General features: G+C 64.4%; 16 protein-coding genes. 12 read left to right on the forward strand and 4 right to left on the reverse strand.

Annotation, left to right across the window (positions count from 1 at the left end; translation table 11 throughout):
- Positions 1-9 precede the first annotated feature (9 nt).
- The 10 genes from HU766_RS10755 (at position 10) to HU766_RS10800 (ending at position 9,467) form a co-directional block, all read left to right on the forward strand.
- Entirely contained in the window at positions 10-1,983 is a 1,974-nt protein-coding gene (locus tag HU766_RS10755; protein ID WP_186656528.1) for a heme lyase CcmF/NrfE family subunit, read from the forward strand.
- The gene (locus HU766_RS10760) at positions 1,980-2,516 is read left to right on the forward strand and encodes a DsbE family thiol:disulfide interchange protein (protein WP_095063717.1); all 537 of its coding nucleotides are present in this window, start codon (positions 1,980-1,982) and stop codon (positions 2,514-2,516) included. The genes HU766_RS10755 and HU766_RS10760 overlap by 4 nt, the downstream gene beginning before the upstream one ends.
- On the forward strand, positions 2,513-3,001 hold the full coding sequence (locus tag HU766_RS10765; RefSeq protein ID WP_033699425.1) for a cytochrome c-type biogenesis protein: 489 nt from the start codon (positions 2,513-2,515) through the stop codon (positions 2,999-3,001). The genes HU766_RS10760 and HU766_RS10765 overlap by 4 nt, the downstream gene beginning before the upstream one ends.
- Positions 2,994-4,184, forward strand: coding sequence for a c-type cytochrome biogenesis protein CcmI (gene ccmI, locus HU766_RS10770; protein WP_186656371.1), 1,191 nt, complete (start codon positions 2,994-2,996; stop codon positions 4,182-4,184). Before HU766_RS10765 ends, ccmI begins: the two co-directional genes overlap by 8 nt.
- Before the next feature lie 12 nt (positions 4,185-4,196).
- Complete coding sequence (locus HU766_RS10775) at positions 4,197-4,616, forward strand: hypothetical protein (RefSeq protein ID WP_033699422.1); 420 nt, start codon at positions 4,197-4,199, stop codon at positions 4,614-4,616.
- A 107-nt stretch (positions 4,617-4,723) separates the two neighbouring features.
- The gene (locus HU766_RS10780) at positions 4,724-5,662 is read left to right on the forward strand and encodes a 2-hydroxyacid dehydrogenase (RefSeq protein ID WP_033699420.1); all 939 of its coding nucleotides are present in this window, start codon (positions 4,724-4,726) and stop codon (positions 5,660-5,662) included.
- A 51-nt stretch (positions 5,663-5,713) separates the two neighbouring features.
- A complete protein-coding gene (locus HU766_RS10785; protein WP_186656373.1) occupies positions 5,714-6,502 on the forward strand; it encodes a PhzF family phenazine biosynthesis protein in 789 nt (262 codons plus the stop codon).
- 449 nt (positions 6,503-6,951) lie between these two features.
- Positions 6,952-7,290, forward strand: a complete 339-nt coding sequence (locus tag HU766_RS10790; protein ID WP_047583653.1) for an FKBP-type peptidyl-prolyl cis-trans isomerase — start codon at positions 6,952-6,954, stop codon at positions 7,288-7,290.
- Between the two features lie 275 nt (positions 7,291-7,565).
- Entirely contained in the window at positions 7,566-8,228 is a 663-nt protein-coding gene (locus tag HU766_RS10795) for a histidine phosphatase family protein (RefSeq protein ID WP_186656375.1), read from the forward strand.
- Between the two features lie 48 nt (positions 8,229-8,276).
- Positions 8,277-9,467: a D-amino acid dehydrogenase gene (locus HU766_RS10800; protein ID WP_186656377.1), complete on the forward strand. Its 1,191-nt coding sequence runs from the start codon at positions 8,277-8,279 to the stop codon at positions 9,465-9,467.
- A 121-nt stretch (positions 9,468-9,588) separates the two neighbouring features.
- Here the strand turns inward: HU766_RS10800 and HU766_RS10805 are convergent, their stop codons facing one another.
- The 3 genes from HU766_RS10805 to HU766_RS10815 form a co-directional block, all read right to left on the reverse strand.
- Entirely contained in the window at positions 9,589-10,317 is a 729-nt protein-coding gene (locus tag HU766_RS10805) for an aspartate/glutamate racemase family protein (RefSeq protein ID WP_033699415.1), read from the reverse strand.
- Between the two features lie 16 nt (positions 10,318-10,333).
- Positions 10,334-11,866 (reverse strand): NCS1 family nucleobase:cation symporter-1, encoded by a 1,533-nt coding sequence (locus tag HU766_RS10810; RefSeq protein WP_186656379.1) that lies wholly within the window; start codon positions 11,864-11,866, stop codon positions 10,334-10,336.
- A gap of 470 nt (positions 11,867-12,336) precedes the next feature.
- Positions 12,337-12,774 carry an Lrp/AsnC family transcriptional regulator gene (locus HU766_RS10815; RefSeq protein ID WP_033699412.1) on the reverse strand — a complete coding sequence of 146 codons (438 nt, stop codon included), beginning with the start codon at positions 12,772-12,774 and terminating at the stop codon, positions 12,337-12,339.
- A gap of 134 nt (positions 12,775-12,908) precedes the next feature.
- On the opposite strand from HU766_RS10815, the gene HU766_RS10820 reads away from it, so the two are divergent.
- On the forward strand, positions 12,909-13,805 hold the full coding sequence (locus tag HU766_RS10820; RefSeq protein ID WP_186656382.1) for a DMT family transporter: 897 nt from the start codon (positions 12,909-12,911) through the stop codon (positions 13,803-13,805).
- Between the two features lie 48 nt (positions 13,806-13,853).
- The gene (locus tag HU766_RS10825; RefSeq protein ID WP_095063714.1) at positions 13,854-14,780 is read left to right on the forward strand and encodes a class I SAM-dependent methyltransferase; all 927 of its coding nucleotides are present in this window, start codon (positions 13,854-13,856) and stop codon (positions 14,778-14,780) included.
- A gap of 56 nt (positions 14,781-14,836) precedes the next feature.
- On the opposite strand, the gene HU766_RS10830 is transcribed toward HU766_RS10825, so the two are convergent.
- The gene (locus HU766_RS10830; protein WP_186656391.1) at positions 14,837-16,861 is read right to left on the reverse strand and encodes a mechanosensitive ion channel domain-containing protein; all 2,025 of its coding nucleotides are present in this window, start codon (positions 16,859-16,861) and stop codon (positions 14,837-14,839) included.
- Positions 16,862-16,955 lie beyond the last annotated feature (94 nt).

The raw sequence follows: 16,955 nt of genomic DNA on the forward strand, positions 1-16,955 counted from the left end.
GCGGCGCTGGTGATTCCCGAACTCGGCCAGTTGGCGATGATCCTGGCCATCTGTTTTGCCGCCGTGCAGGCCAGCGTGCCGCTGCTCGGCGCGTGGCGCGGTGACAGCCTGTGGATGAGCCTGGCGCGGCCGGCGGCCTGGGGGCAATTTGCCTTCCTCAGCTTTGCCTTCGCCTGCCTCACCCATGCCTTCATGACCGACAACTTCTCGGTTGCCTATGTGGCCAGCAACTCCAACAGCGCCTTGCCCTGGTACTTCAAGTTCAGTGCCGTGTGGGGCGCGCACGAGGGCTCGCTGCTGCTCTGGGCGTTGATCCTGGGGGGCTGGACCTTCGCCGTGTCGGTGTTCTCGCGCCAGCTGCCGCAAGTGATGCTGGCCCGTGTGCTGGCGGTGATGGGCATGATCAGCGTGGGCTTCCTGAGCTTCCTGATCATCACCTCCAACCCCTTCCAGCGCCTGCTGCCGCAAGTGCCGACCGACGGTCGCGACCTCAATCCGCTGCTGCAGGACATCGGCCTGATCGTCCACCCGCCGATGCTGTACATGGGCTATGTCGGTTTTTCGGTGGCCTTCGCCTTCGCCATCGCCGCGTTGCTCGGCGGGCGCCTTGACGCTGCCTGGGCGCGCTGGTCGCGGCCGTGGACCATCGTCGCCTGGGCCTTCCTCGGTGTGGGCATCACCCTGGGCTCATGGTGGGCTTACTACGAGCTGGGCTGGGGTGGCTGGTGGTTCTGGGACCCGGTGGAAAACGCCTCGTTCATGCCTTGGCTGGTGGGCACGGCATTGATCCACTCGCTGGCGGTGACCGAGAAACGCGGGGTGTTCAAGAGCTGGACCGTGCTGTTGGCGATCGCAGCCTTCTCGTTGAGCCTGTTGGGCACCTTCCTGGTGCGATCCGGGGTGCTGACCTCGGTGCATGCGTTCGCCGCCGACCCGTCACGCGGCGTGTTCATCCTGATCTTCCTGCTGTTTGTGGTGGGCGGCTCGCTGACCCTGTTCGCCCTGCGCGCGCCAGTGGTCAAGAGCCAGGTCGGCTTTGCCCTGTGGTCGCGCGAGACGCTGTTGCTGGCCAACAACCTGGTGCTGGTGGTGGCGGCGTCGATGATTTTGCTCGGCACCCTGTACCCGCTGGTGCTCGATGCCCTGACCGGGGCCAAGCTGTCGGTCGGCCCGCCGTACTTCGATGCGTTGTTCCTGCCGCTGATGGCACTGTTGATGGTCGTGCTCGGCTTCGGTGTGGTGGTGCGCTGGAAGGACACCCCCGGCAAGTGGCTGGCGAGCATGATGACCCCGGTGCTGATCGGCAGTGCGGTACTGGCCCCGGTCGCCGGTTTTATCGTCGACGACTTCGACTGGCCCACGCTGACCGCCTTTGCCCTCGCGGCCTGGGTGGTGCTCAGCGGGCTGCGTGATGTGCTCGAAAAAACCCGTCACAAGGGCCTGGCCAAGGGCATGCGCGGCCTCACCCGCAGCTACTGGGGCATGCAGCTGGCGCACTTTGGCCTGGCAGTGTGCGCACTGGGCGTGGTGCTGTCGAGCAACAACAGTGCCGAGCGCGACCTGCGCATGGCGCCGGGTGAAAGTGTCGAGCTGGGTGGTTATCACTTCCTGTTCCAGGGCGCCAAGCACTTCGAGGGGCCGAACTTCATCTCCGACAAAGGCACCGTGGTGGTGTCCCGCGATGGCCGTGAAGTGACCACGCTGCACCCCGAGAAGCGGCTGTACACCGTGCAGCAGTCGATGATGACCGAAGCTGGCATCGACGCAGGCTTCACCCGCGACCTGTACGTCGCCCTGGGCGAGCCGCTGGAAAACGGTGCCTGGGCGGTGCGCGTGCATATCAAACCATACGTCCGCTGGATCTGGCTGGGCGGTCTGCTGACCGGCCTGGGCGGGTTGCTGGCGGCCCTCGACCGGCGTTACCGCGTCAAGGTCAAGACCCGGGTGCGTGATGTCCTGGGCGTGTCTGGAGCAGCTGCATGAAGCGTTGGATCATGGTGGTGCCACTGGCGGTGTTTCTGCTGGTGGCGGTTTTCCTCTACAAGGGGCTGTTCCTCAAGCCCGACGAGCTGCCCTCGGCGATGATCGGCAAGCCCTTCCCGGCGTTTGCCCTGGCCTCGGTGCAGGGTGACCGCAACCTGACCCAGGCCGACCTGCTGGGCCGCCCGGCGTTGGTCAATGTGTGGGGCACCTGGTGCCCGTCGTGCAAGGTCGAGCACCCGTACCTGAACCAGCTGGCCGAGCAAGGCGTGGTGATTCATGGGGTCAACTACAAGGACGACAATGGTGCCGCGTTGAAGTGGTTGGCCGAATACCACAACCCGTACCAGCTGGACATCCGCGACGAGCAGGGCACCCTGGGCCTGGACCTGGGCGTGTATGGCGCGCCGGAAACCTTCCTGATCGACGCCAAGGGCATCATCCGCTACAAGCACGTGGGTATCGTCGATGCCAGCGTCTGGCGCGAACAGCTGGCGCCGCTGTACCAGGGCCTGGTCGATGAGGCCAAGCCATGAGGCGGGGGCTGGCAGCCGTGGTGCTGGGGTTGGCCCTTGGCCTGGGCCTGGCCGGTGTGGCCAGGGCGGCCATCGATACCTACCAGTTCCGTGACGACGCCGAACGTGAGCGTTACCAGCAACTGACCAAGGAACTGCGCTGCCCCAAGTGCCAGAACCAGGACATCGCCGATTCCAACGCGCCGATTGCCGCCGACCTGCGCCGTGAGATCTTCCGCATGCTGGGCGAAGGCAAGAACAACGCGCAGATCGTCGACTTCATGGTCGACCGCTACGGCGATTTCGTGCGGTACAAGCCGGCGCTCAGCGCCCGTACCTGGCTGTTGTGGTTCGGCCCGGGGGTCTTGCTGGCCGGCGGCTTCGTGGTGCTGGCGGTGATTGTGCGTCGCCGCCGCGCCACGGTGGCCCACGGTGCCAATGAGCTGTCCGTCGAAGAACGCGAGCGTCTCGCCAAACTGCTGGAAAAAGAACAGACCCATGATTGAATTCTGGCTTAGCGCGGGCCTCCTGCTGCTCGCTGCCCTCAGCTTTCTGCTGATCCCGATCCTGCGTGGCCGTCGCCGTCAGCAAGAGGAAGACCGCACCGCCCTGAACGTTGCCCTGTACCAGGAACGCGTTGCCGAACTGGCGGCCCAGCAGGCCGCTGGCGTGCTCGACGAGGCGCAACTGGCCAAGGGCCGTGACGAGGCGGCCCGCGAGCTGCTGGCCGACACCGAAGGCAGCGAGCCCCCACGCCAGGGCCATCTGGGCAAAACCCTGCCGCTGCTGGCGGCGGTGCTGGTGCCACTGATGGCATTGGGGCTGTACCTGCATTTTGGCGCGGCCGACAAGGTTGAGCTGACCCAGGAGTTTGCCCAGGCGCCGAAGACCATGGAGGAGATGACCACACGCCTTGAACGGGTCGTGAAGGCCCAGCCAGATTCGGCCGAGGCCCTGTATTTCCTGGGCCGTGCCTACATGGCCGAGCAGCGTCCCGCCGATGCGGCGCGTACGTTCGAGCGTGCGGTGGCCTTGGCCGGGCGCCAGCCCGAGTTGCTCGGGCAGTGGGCCCAGGCGCAGTACTTCGCTGCCGACAAGCAATGGAGCCCGCAGCTGCAGGCACTGACCGACGAAGCCCTCAAGGCCGACCCCAACGAAGTGACCAGCCTGGGGCTGCGCGGTATTGCCGCGTTCGAGGGGGAACGCTACCAGGAAGCCATCGACTACTGGAAGCGCCTGCTGGCGCAACTGCCCGAAGGCGATGCATCGCGTGCCGCCTTGCAGGGGGGTATCGACCGTGCTGCCGAGCGCCTGGGAAGTGAGCCTGGCCCGGCCGTGGCGCCGGTGGCTGCCCGCCTGACGGTGCGGGTGGAGCTGGCTGCGGCGCTCAAGGACAAGGTCAAGCCTGACGACACGGTGTTCATCTTCGCCCGTGCCAGCAACGGCCCGCCCATGCCGCTGGCGGCCAAGCGGGTGACCGTGGCGCAGTTGCCGATCGAGGTGGAGTTGTCTGACGCCGACGCCATGATGCCGCAGATGAAACTGTCGGACTTTACCGAAGTCCAACTGGTTGCCCGTGTCTCGCGTGCCGGCCAACCGACCCACGGCGAGTGGATCGGCCAGGGTTCGCCACTGGCCACTGCCACCCAAGCCACGCAACACCTCACCATCGACAGCCCTGACCCGTAAGAGAGCATTGCCATGCACAGCACCGTCCGCCTGACCCTGATCACCCTTGCCCTGGGTTTGTCCGCGTGTACGGTGCATGAGCCTTACGAGCAGCCGGCGCCGCCGATCGAGCGGGTGCCGCCGCACCAGGGGCCGGTGGTCAAGCCGCTGCCGGGCGGGCAGCCTTCGACCTCGCCAAGCAAACCTGCGGCCACCCCCAAGCCGATGCCACGCACCTCTGCCAGCTTCGCCCCGCCGCCAGGGGGTGCCAGCCACTGGGACCCGAAACTGGGCGTATACGTGCTGGAGAAAAAGCCCAACACCTTCTATCGCCAGCGCACCTATTACCGCTACGACGGCGGCTGGAGCTGGTCGCTGAGCCCGGATGGCCCATGGCAGGGCACCGACAGCAGCGGTGTGCCGGGTGGCCTCGGGCGCGCCTTCGCCCAATAGGCTCAGAGATGCCCTCCCGGTACAGTACAGTTGCCTGCTCAATTACCGATTGACTGTACCGACCGCTGACTCCGCATAATGCCCCTTCGATCAGACGCGGAGGTGGCATGAGCAAGACAGTCCTGGTGTTGGTAGAAACCGTCGACGATTACCTGCCCTTGCTGGAACAGGCGGGTTATCGGCTGATTCGCGCCCCCTCGCCGCAACTGCGTGCCGATGCCATCCAGCGCCACGCCCATGAAATCGATGCTGTGCTCACCCGTGGCCCGCTGGGCCTGACTGCCGCAGAGATCGATGCGCTGCCCGCATTGCAGATCATCTGCGTGATCGGGGCCGGCTACGAGCAGGTCGACCTGGCCGCCGCCGCCGCCCGTGGTATTACCGTCACCAACGGCGCCGGGGCCAATGCCAGCGCAGTCGCCGACCATACCCTGGCCATGCTGCTGGCGCTGCTGCGCGACATTCCCCGTGCCGACGCCAGTACCCGCCGCGGCGAGTGGAACCGGGTAATCAGCCCTTCGGTGAGCGGCAAGCGCCTGGGCATTCTCGGCCTGGGCGCAGTGGGGCTGGCGATCGCCAAACGTGCCAACCTCGGCTTCGACATGAGCATCAGCTACCACAGCCGCACCCCTCGTCAGAGCGTGCCTTACACCTGGTACGACAGCCCGCTGCACCTGGCCGATGCCGTCGACATCCTGGTGGTGGCCACGCCTGGCGGCGCCACTACTCGTCATCTGGTCGATGCTGCGGTGCTTGAAGCCCTGGGTGCCGAGGGTTACCTGGTGAATATCGCCCGTGCCAGCGTGGTGGACACCCAGGCCCTGGTGGTGGCGCTGGCGGGCGGGCAGCTTGCCGGCGCTGCGCTGGACGTGTTCGATGACGAACCCGAGGTGCCCGATGCCCTCAAGGCCCTCGGCAACACCGTATTGACCCCGCACGTGGCTGGCCAGTCGCCAGAGGCTGCGCGGGACACGGTGATGTTGGTGCTGGGCAATCTGCAGGCGTTCTTCGCCGGCGAGCCGGTGCTGACCCCGGTACGCGACTGACCCTTTTCATACAGGTGCCCGGCAGCGGCCCGGCCAACAAGGAGTGTGTGCATGCAACTCGAGATCTTCCAGGTCGATGCGTTTTCCGCTGAACCCTTCGGTGGCAACCCGGCGGCGGTGATCCCGCTGGAAAGCTGGTTGCCAGACGATGTGCTGCAACGTATCGCCGAAGAGAACAACTTGTCCGAAACCGCCTATTTCGTGCGCAACGGCGAGGGTTACGACCTGCGTTGGTTCACCCCGACGGTCGAAGTCGACCTGTGTGGCCATGCCACCCTGGCCTCGGCGTATGTGCTGTTCGAGCAGTTGGGTGAACAGGCGCCAGTGCTGCGTTTCAATACCCGCAGTGGCGAATTGCGCGTCAGCCGAGGTGTCGATGGGCTTTTGGCGATGGATTTTCCGGCCAAGCAGCCGGTTGCGGTGGAGGTGCCGGCAGGCTTGCTGGAGGCGCTGGGCTTGAGCGGTGCGCGGGCGGTGTATCAGTCCGACGACTATGTGGTGATGATCGATGACGCCTCGCTGCTTGACCCGCTGAAGCCGGACTTCGTTGCGCTGTCGGCTTTTGCCGTGCGCGGTATCGCCGTGACTGCGCCGGGGCGCGGGTATGATTTTGTCACCCGTTGGTTTGGTCCGCGGGTTGGTGTGAATGAGGACCCGGTCACGGGGTCGGCGCATACCTCGCTGGCGCCGTTGTGGGCCGAACGGTTGGGCAAGGGTGTTTTGAGCTGTGAGCAGGGTGGGGCGCGCAAGGGGCAACTGCGTTGCGAAGTGCCGGGCAATGGCCGGGTGATCATTAGCGGGCGGGGGGCGTTGTACCTGCGGGGGAGTGTGTTTATCTGAGTTGGGTGTGTGGGTTTAAAGGTGTAGGCCTTGGGGTTTGCAGCGCCTATGAGATCGAGCGCCGCCCGCGCGGCGCATCGCGACGCAAGGCCGCTCCTACATCTGTTTCGGGCCAGTGAGGCCTGTGCCATTGGCGCGCGACCGCCTTGTTTGTACGACGCGATATCGAGGTGGGCACCAAGAGGCCGCGCGCCATTCCCCCAGGAATAACTGGCCCGAAACAAATGTAGGAGCGGCCTTGCGTCGCGATGCGCCGCGCGGGCGGCGCTCGATCTCATAGGCGCTGCAAAACCCCAGACATGCACCTATAAACCCCAAAGCCATCCCCAGTCATTGTCTCTCGGGCGAATATGCAGTCAATGCGCCAGCATGAAACACCGACTGCGCTTGCCAAACCTGTGCATTCCTGAGAAAAGGGCGGCTTTGATTTTTCAGCGTTGGAGCATGCCATGAGCAGCGAACTGCAGATCATCGACCTCGTCGAAGGCGACGGCAAGGCCGCCGTCAAAGGCGCCCTCATCACCACTCAGTACACCGGCTGGTTGGCCGACGGCAGCGAGTTCGATTCGTCCTGGTCGCGCGGCAAGCCTTTCCAGTGCGTGATCGGTACCGGTCGGGTGATCAAAGGGTGGGACCAAGGCCTGATGGGCATGCGCGTTGGCGGCAAGCGCAAATTGCAGGTGCCTGCGCAGTTGGGCTATGGCGAGCGCAGTGTGGGTGCGATTCCGCCGCATTCGGACCTGACGTTTGAGATCGAACTGCTGGAAGTGCTGACGCGGGATGATTGAGTGATTGATGTGGTTTTCGGTGTGCAAACCTCAAGGCATGCACACCACCCCCGAAAAATTCTCAAGGAATACATATTTCAGCAACACCCATCCCCTAACCTAAGCCTTGCTCAAGGATCGGCAATCACACGCCAGGGAGGAACCAAACGGGTTGAAGGCACTCTGACTCTCACTCGTTGCCAAGGATGGCACTCACTACAAGGACGCCTCGCGGCTGCGGCGCCGGGCAAGGTGGCGGGTCAACTCGATTCTCTCTGCCACATGAGCCTGCCTTGATGAAGTTGCCAACGTTTCTCCGCCGTCGTCGCCACCTGCTGCTTAGCCTAGTGCTCACAGCCGTAGCCATACCGCTGGCGTTGGAAGCTGTCGAAAGCCGCGCCCAGCCGGCTGATGGCACGCAGACCCTGGTGTTTCTGCGCCATGCCGAGAAACCCGGCGAAGGGCTGGGGCAACTGAACTGCCAAGGCCTCAACCGTGCACTGGACCTGGCCACGTTGCTGCCGGAGCGTTTCGGCAATGCCGACTACGTATTCGCCGCCAACCCGTCGCGGCATGTCGAGGAAGGCAGCAAGGACGAGAGCTACAGTTATATCCGCCCATTGATGACCATCACCCCCAGCGCCATCCGCCAGGGCCTGCCGGTGAACATCGACTACGGCGCCAACGATACCGACGAGCTGGCCGAAGAACTGCTGAGCGACAAATACCGCAACGCGACGGTCTACACGGCCTGGTCCCACGGGTACCTTCCCGAACTCATCAATACCGTGGCCGGCAAGGCCCTGGGTGAAGAGCGGGTGATCACCGAGGACTGGAACGGCGATGATTTCGACACGCTGTACGTGCTGACCCTGACCTGGCACGACGGCAAGGCCAGCCTGCTCAGCCGTAACGTGCGCCAAGGCCTCAACGACGGCGCGCATAGCTGCCCGACCTGATCCGCTGTTACTGTCTTGGCAGGGAAGCCGAAACAGGGGCACTGCAAGATGCAAAAAGTCACGATCATTGGCGGCGGGGTGATTGGCCTGGCGACAGCCTATGCGCTGGTGCGCGAGGGGCTGGCTGTGGACCTGATCGAGGCGCGGGACCGCCTGGCGTCTGCCACCAGTTTCGCCAACGGCGGGCAGCTGTCTTACCGCTATGTGGCGCCATTGGCCGACGCCGGTGTGCTCTGGCAGGCGTTGGGCTGGATGCTGCAGGGGGACTCGCCGCTGCGCTTGCGGTTGCGCCTGGACCCGGCGCAGTGGCGCTGGTTGATGGCGTTCATGCTGGCCTGCCGGCGCAGCGTCAACCGCCGCAACGGTGCACAACTGCTGACGTTGGCGCTGGAAAGCCAGGCCGCCCTGGCGCGTTGGCGCGAGGCCGATGGGCTCACCGATTTCGCCTGGCGGCGTAACGGCAAACTGGTCGCCTTCCGCAGCGAGCGGGCGTTCGCCCATGGGCGTGAGCGCCTGCTTGATCGGAGCAGCCAACGGGTACTCGATGCCGCCGAACTGCGCGCCTTGGAGCCGGCATTGGCCGAGGCGCCGTTCGTGGGCGGGGTTCTGACGCCTGACGAGGAAGTCGCCGACTGTCACCGTTTTTGTGAACGCCTGGCCGAGCGCTTGCGCGCATCCGGGCAGTGCCGGTTCCTGCTTGGCAGGCCCGTGACGCGGCTGGTCGCCCATCAGGATCAGGTCGTTGCGCTGCACCTGGGGGGCGAGCAGGTTGACGTTCAGCGCCTGGTGCTGTGCGCGGGGCATCGCAGTGCAGGGCTGGCGCTACCGGGCTTGAGGCTGCCGGTCTATCCGCTGAAGGGCTACAGCCTGACAGCGCCGATCAACACGGAACATCGGGCGCCAGAACTCAGCCTTACCGACTACGAGCGCAAGATCGTCTATGCCCGCCTGGACCGGCAATTGCGGGTTGCAGCGATGGTGGACATCGTCGGCTTCGACGAATTGGTGGATGCGCGCAGGCTCAACAGCATGCGCCGTCTGGCACTCAATACGTTGCCCGATGCCGCCGACTACGGGCGGGCGGTAGAGTGGGCGGGGATGCGGCCGGCGACCCCTACCGGGGTGCCGATCATTGGTGCTACGGCTTACCGAAACCTGTGGCTGAATCTGGGGCATGGGGCTCTAGGCTTTACCTTGGCCTGTGGCAGTGGGGAGCGGTTGGCCAGGATGTTGCGCTGACTGCACCGGCCACTTCGCGGGGCAAGCCCGCTCCCACAGGTATTTGCGCTGAGTTGGAGAATAGCGCGCACCTGTGGAAGCGGGCTTGCCCCGCGAAGTGGCTGGTCTTGACGAAGCCCCCTTACCGCCCGAAGCGCATCGGCCAGCCCACCACCTTCTTTACCCTCGGCGTGGCATAGGTGCGTACCTTGGAGGTACTCAAGCCCATGCGCACCAGCGATTCGGCAATGGTCACCGCTGCACTCACACCATCGACCACCGGCACACCGGTACGCTGGCGAATCTGCTCATCCAGCCCGGCCATGCCACCGCAACCCAGGCAGATGACCTCGGCCTTGTCCTCCCGCACGGCGCGTTCGGCCTGTTCGACAATGGCCTCCACGGCACGCTGCGGGTCGGCTTCAAGCTCAAGCACCGCCAGGCCACTGGCGCGCACCGAGGCGCAGCGGTCATACAGCCCAGAGAGCTTCAGGCGGTCCTCGATCAGCGGCACGGTGCGGTCCAGTGTGGTCACCACCGAGTAAGCATGGCCCAGGTACAGGGCAGTGCTGGCGGCTGCATCGGTGATGTCCACCACGGGCACGTTCAGCAGCTCCTGCAGGCCTTCGCGGCCGTGCTCGCCGTAGCCGGCCTGGATCACGGCATCGTAGGGGCCCTCGTAGGCCAGCACCCGGTCCATCACCGCGATGGCGGCCAGGTAGCTTTCGAAGTTGCCCTCCACCGACTCGGCACCAAACCACGGGGTCAGCCCGATGATCTCGGTACCCGGCGCGGCAACGGCGCGTGCCTGCTCGGCGATGGCCTCGGTGATGGCTTCAGTGGTGTTGACGTTGGCAATCAGAATACGCATGGACGGTTCTCCCTGATCAGTGGCTGCTGTGGTCGACGGCGATGCACTCGCCGCTGACATCCAGGTAATGGCGGTTGCGGGGCGCGATCAGCAAATAGACGGCGGCAGCAATACCGGCACCGATCAACCAGGAGAACGGCGCCACGCTGTGGAAGTTGGGCACCAGGGCGAGGACGATGGCCAGCAGTGCGGCCGGCACGAAGGCGGCCACGGCGCGCAGGTTGATGCCCTTGGTGTAGTGGTAGGCGCCAGCCGGGTCTTCGCTGTACAGCTGCGGCACGTTGATGCAGCCTTTGCGCAGCAACCAGTAGTCGGCCATGATCACCCCGTACAGCGGGCCGAGCAGGGCACCGAGGCCCGACAGGAAGTACACGATCACCAGCGGGCTGTTGTACAGGTTCCAGGGCAGGATCAGCACCGCAAGGGTGGCGCTGATCAGGCCGGCACGGCGGAAGTTCAGGTGGCGGGGTGCCAGGTTGCTGAGCACGAAGGCCGGGGCGACGAAGTTGGCCATGATGTTCACCGCCACCGTGACGATCAGGAAGGCCAGGCAGCCCAATACCAGGAACGGTGTGCTGGGAATGCTGGCGACGATCTGGGTCGGGCTGTCGATGATCTGGCCGTTGATCTGGAACTGCGCGCCGCACAGCACCACGGTGATCATCGCGAACACCAGGATGTTCACCGGCAGGCCCCAGAAGTTACCGACGCGGATGGTCTTGCGGCACGGCGAAGAACGCGCGAAGTCGCAGAAGTTGAGCACCAGAGTGCCGTAGATCGCCAACCACAGCGCACCGCCGGCAAAGATGTTGCGCCACATCTCGTAGCCGGTCAGGGGCGCTGCCACCGACCAGGCGATGCGCGCGTCGGCCTTGAAGTACATGAACACCGCCAGGCTGGCCACGGTCAGCAGAATCACCGGGCCGGCAAAGGCCTCGTAGCGGCGCACCATCTCCATGCCGTAGGCGAGGATCACCAGCTGCACCAGCCAGATCGCCACGAAGCACACCCAGCCCAGGCTCGACAGGCCAAGGATGCTGTCATGGTCGTACACGGCCAGTTGCGGCCACACGGCCGTAAGCAGCACGCGCAGCACCACCGAGGCCAAGTAGGTCTGGATACCGAACCAGGCAATGGCGATGACTGCGCGGATCAGCGCCGGTATCTGCGCGCCGTGGATACCGAAAGCGATGCGGCTGATGACCGGGAACGGTACGCCGGTCTTCTGCCCCATGTAGCCGGAAAGGTTCATGAAGAAGTACACCAGCGCAGCGCCGATGCCCAGCGACAAGAGGATCTGCCAGCCGCCCAGCCCCAAGGCGAACAGCCCCATGGCGAAGGAGTAGTTGGCGATGTTGTGCACATCGTTGGTCCATAACGCGAAGATGCTGTAACCGCCCCAGCGCCGGCCTTCGAGGCGTGTCGGGGCAAGGTCGCGGTTGTGCAGGCGCGGGCTCAGGTCGAGTGCTGGCGCAGGCCCGGCAAGGGTGGACGCGGGGTTGCTGCTGGCGACGGAAAGGTCAGGGGCAAGGTTGAGGCTGGTACTCATTCCGGCAGGCTCCTGATGCACGTGGACTGCGATGAGCGGGCAATGCGCACGGGCTCGCCATCTCGTCGGTGCAGCGTTGGCATCACTGGGTTCTGGGCGCGGCGGCCGGGTTCTGGTCGGCGTCGCGAGTTCTTGTGTATTTATGTTTTGCTTAACTTGTATACAAAACACGAACACACAAAAGCGAGTTCCATGCCAGGCGAATAGCGACATCGAAGTTGCCACTATTATGAATCTGTCTTGTTGAACGGTAAGTTAATGAAATAACGTCGATATAAGTTGACCAGTTGAACAGCTATTATTTTTGCGTGCACTTGTTAGTTGATCAAATGGTCAGAAATGGCGCTGAAAAGGTTGTAACGTATTGGGGCAGGGTTGAGAAAAGTGCACACAAAAATGGCACCTAAGGTGACATTCTTGTGTACAAAAAATAGTCAGCTTTCCACTGTGGCTTTCTTTAGGCCGCAGATTCAATCCATCGGCGGCAGGCGTCGCTTCACCGGGCTTTTCTTGATGATCGCGGTATTGGTCTCGGCCAGCACATTGATCCGGTCGAGCAGGGTGTCGAGCTGTTCCATCGAGCGCACATGCAGGCGGGCAATGAAGCAGTCCTCGCCGGTCACCTTGTCGCATTCAGTGAATTCGGGCAGCGCAATGATTTGCCGCTCCACTTCCTGCAGTTGCCCCGGCAGCGGGCGGATACGCACGATCGCCTGCAGTTGATAACCGAAGCTGCGCGGGTCGACATCCACCGTGTAGCCGCGCAACACACCGCGCTCCTCCAGGCGGCGCAAGCGTTCGCTGACGCTGGGGGCGGACAGCCCGCTGATCTGCGCCAGGGCCTTGAGCGAACGCCGCGAGTCTTCCATCAGTGCATTGATCAGCAGTTGGTCGATTGCATCGGTCATGCTTCACCTCGTCAGGCTGTTCGATTGATTTGCCTTGATAGTAAAGGCAGGTTGGCTGATACGCCTTTGATATCCGCTGGAAGGTCACCCTCCGGCCTTTGCATACTGTTGCCATCGTCAACGGGAGGTGTGAGATGGACAGTTCATTGCGCCGTGGCTCGCTGGAAATGGTCGCTGCCATGCTGATTTCCGGGACCATCGGCTGGTTCGTGCTGGTGTCGGGCCAGCCGGTGCTCGATGTGGTGTTCTGGCGGTGTGTGTTCGGCACCGGTACGTTGCTGGTGATCTGTGCGGCCTTGGGCTTCCTCAAGCCGGGGGTGATCGGCCGCACCGCATTTTTGCTGGCGATTGCCAGCGGCGTGGCCATCGTTGGCAACTGGGTGTTGCTGTTCGCCTCCTATTCGCGCGCTTCGATTGCCATCGGCACGGCGGTGTACAACGTGCAGCCGTTTATCCTGGTGGGGCTGGCGGCGTTGTTTCTGGGGGAGAAGATCACCCTGGCCAAGGTCACCTGGCTGAGTGTCGCCTTCCTTGGCATGTTGGCTATCGTCAGTGCCCACGGTGCGGGGCAGGGCAGTGGCGAGGATTACTTGCTGGGCATCGGCCTGGCGCTGGGCGCGGCGTTCTTGTATGCAATCGCTGCGTTGATCATCAAGCGCCTCAAAGGCACGCCGCCGCACCTCATCGCCTTGATCCAGGTGGCAACCGGTGTGCTGCTGCTGGCGCCGTGGGTCAAGTTGGGCGGTCTGCCTGGCGAAACTTCGGCATTGGCCAGCCTGGTGACCCTGGGTATCGTGCACACCGGGGTGATGTATGTGCTGCTGTACAGCGCCATCCAGCGCTTGCCTACGGCACTGACCGGCGCGCTGTCGTTCGTTTACCCGATTGCCGCGATCCTGGTCGACTGGGTGGCCTTCGGGCATCGGCTGGCACCCCTGCAATGGCTCGGCGTGGCGCTGATCCTGCTGGCGGCGGCAGGGATGCAGCAAGGCTGGTGGTTCCGCCCTGCACGGGTTGCAGTCAAGCATTGAAGAGGCGGACAAGGGTAGAATGCCGCTTTTTCCAGCTTGCGACCCGCCATGACCTCGCCGATCCAGACCCTCGAGCAACACCTGCTCACCGCCCTCGACCCCGCCCCGCAGGAAACCCGCCGGCTGTTCCACGGCCGCGGCCGCTGCTGGCCGGGCCTTGAGCAAGTGACTGTGGACTGGCTCCAGGGCGTGCTGTCAGTAGCGCTGTTTCGCGAGCCGCCGGAGGGCCAACTGGCCGAGCTGGAGGCCATGCTGCAGAGCCTGGCCCAGCGCCCGCAATGGGCCGGCCAGGCCATCCTCATCCAGCACCGCTACCTGCCGGACAGCCCCGGCCAATGGTTGCTGGGCGAGCCGTGCCAGCAACGCGAGGTGGTCGAGGATGGCCTGACCTACCTGCTGGACCTGGGCGTGCGCCAGAACAACGGCCTGTTCCTGGACATGCGCTATGGCCGGCGCTGGGTGCGCGAGCAGGCGGCGGGCAAGCGGGTGCTGAACCTGTTCGCCTATACCTGTGGTTTTTCGCTGGCGGCCATCGCCGGGGGCGCCGAACAGGTGGTGAACCTGGACATGGCCAAGTCGGCGTTGTCCCGCGGGCGCGACAATCACCGGCTCAATGGCCACGATGCGTCGCGGGTGGCGTACCTGGGGCATGAATTGTTCAAATCGTGGGGCAAGGTGCGCAAGTACGGCCCTTATGACCTGATCATCATCGACCCGCCGACCTTCCAGAAGGGCAGCTTTGTGTTGACCCAGGACTACGCGAAGATCTTGCGGCGCTTGCCCGAGTTGCTGAACGAGGGAGGCACGGTGCTGGCGTGTGTGAACGACCCGGCGATCGGCCCGGAATTTCTGATCGAGGGCATGGCCGAGCAGGCGCCAACGTTGGCCTTCGTCGAGCGGCTGGAGAACCCGCCGGAGTTTCCTGATGCGGACCCAGCGGGGGGCTTGAAGGCCTTGGTATTCCGCCAGGCCTGAGTCTTCCTGTTGCGCCCCTTCGCGGTTTCCCCGCGAAGGGGCCGGGCCTGCTTGCATCAAGCAGTAACGGCACGCACCGGCAGCGGGTACACCTGGGCAAAGCTCACCTTCTCGGTCTGGTCCACACGTTTCTTGAGTCGTTCATTGAACGCCCGGCTAACCGCATACTGCCCGCCGGAAATGGTACGGAACTGCGCCGTCAGGACAAACCCGTTCAAGTCCATGCGGTCCACCCCGAACACTTGCAGCGGCCCCTGCAGGTTGATGCGCAGCAGCGGGTCGTGGCTGATTGACTGCCCCACCTCGTGGATTAGCGCCAGCGATTCATCGACGTCGCTGTCGTAAGTGAACTGCACCGAGAAGAACGCATAGGCGAACTGGCGCGACTGGTTGGTGACTGCCTTGATCTGGCCGAACGGCACCGAGTGCACGAACCCCTTGCCGTCGCGCAGGCGCAGGGTGCGGATGGTCAGGCTTTCGACGGTGCCGGCGTGGCCTGAGTCGAGCACTACCCAGTCACCGATCGAGATGGTGTCTTCGATCAAGATGAACAGCCCCGTGATCACGTCCTGCACCAGTTGCTGCGAGCCGAAGCCGATGGCCAGGCCGATTACCCCGGCACCGGCCAGCAGCGGTGCGACGTTGATGCCCAGGTTGGCCATGGTGGTGATGGTGCAGATGACGATCAGCACCACTTTTACGGCATTGCGCAGCATCGGCAGGATGGTCCGCACCCGGGTACTCGGCTGGCGCGCCGCGCGGCGCCCGACGGCGGGTTTCAGCGCTTCCTGGATGGCGGTGTCGAGGACCACCCACAGCAGCCAGGTCACCAGCAGAATCAGGCCGATGCTCGACAGCGAATTGCTGATCGCCTGGCCCAGGCTGTTGCTCAGGGCGAAGCCGATCACCGAAACGCCCCAGATGCGCCCGAGCAGCTCGATGAAAGCCACCGCCATGGCGATGCGCAACAGCGCGTGGGCGAGGCTGCGCAGCAGTTCCTTGTAAGGCCGAACCCGTTGCCCGGCATCCGCTTCGCGGGGCGCCAGCAGGTGCTGTAGCAAGGTGCTGAGAAACACCGAGGACACCAGCAGCACGGTAGTCAGCAAAGCCTTTTGCAGCGCCTTCTGGCTTTCTTCGCCGGCGCCGATCAGGTGAATCGCCGAGACCAGGATCATCAACAGGATCGGCAGGTACCACAGCACCGAGAAGATCCGCAGGGTTTCCTGCACGGCCCGGTGTTGCACGCGGTCCTTGAGCGCACGGTTGCGAATCAGATGGGCCACCGGACGGCGCAGGCGGATCACCAGGCTGGCGAAGATGAACGTGGCGGCCAGGCCGGTGAACACGGCGATGCTGGCGGTGATGTTACCGCCCAACTGGCGGGCGATCTGCGGGCTGGTCAAGGCATCGCTCCAGGCCGCCAGGAAGCCGATCAGAAACAGCGGTCGCGGGGCCAGGCGCTTGATCACGGCCACGGCCGGGCGCTTGTGGCCGGCATCAAACAACGTAATCAAGCACAGGATGATCGAGGTCGAGAACAGGCCGCTGCTGGTGGCGTAGGCCAGGCTCAGGCCCAGGGCACGGGCTACCGAGGGGTCGAGGAAACGGCTGATGTAGAGGGTCAGCGGCAGGCTGGCCAGCGCCGGCAGGGTATAGGGCAGCAGGTAGCCGAGCAGGCTGCTGGCGCGCTGGCGCTCGTTCAGCCATGGGGTGGCCGAAGCGCGCTTGCTGAGCCAGCGGCCGAGGCTGGTAAGCACCGCGAAGCTGGCGGCCCAGGTGAGGGTCAGCAAGATGAAGTTGCCCGCCAACTGCAGCGAATCGCTGGCCGAATGGCGGTCGACCAGGCGTTCCATTTCCTTGGCGGCACGGTCGGTGCGCAGGCGCCAGGCATCGACCAGGTGGGCATCGAGGTCAAGCTCCTGGGCGGCGCTGTCCAGGCCGTCGGCCAGGGCGCCGAGCAGCCCGCCTTGCAGGACCGGTTCCGGTTCGGTGGGTTGTTCTCCGGCAGGTGCAGGGTCTGCAGCCAGCAGATGGGTGCTCAGCAGGCAGCCGAGCAGCAGGGTGGAGAGGTAACGCAGCACTGGAGTACTCCTTCGGCCGGGGTGAGCGGGGCAGGGTTACTCAAGGAACTGATTGGTGGGGGTGGGGAAAGTTCGATGGGGTGTGTTGCCAGCA

This window comes from Pseudomonas sp. SWRI77 (genome assembly GCF_014269105.1).
Lineage (GTDB): Bacteria > Pseudomonadota > Gammaproteobacteria > Pseudomonadales > Pseudomonadaceae > Aquipseudomonas > Aquipseudomonas capeferrum.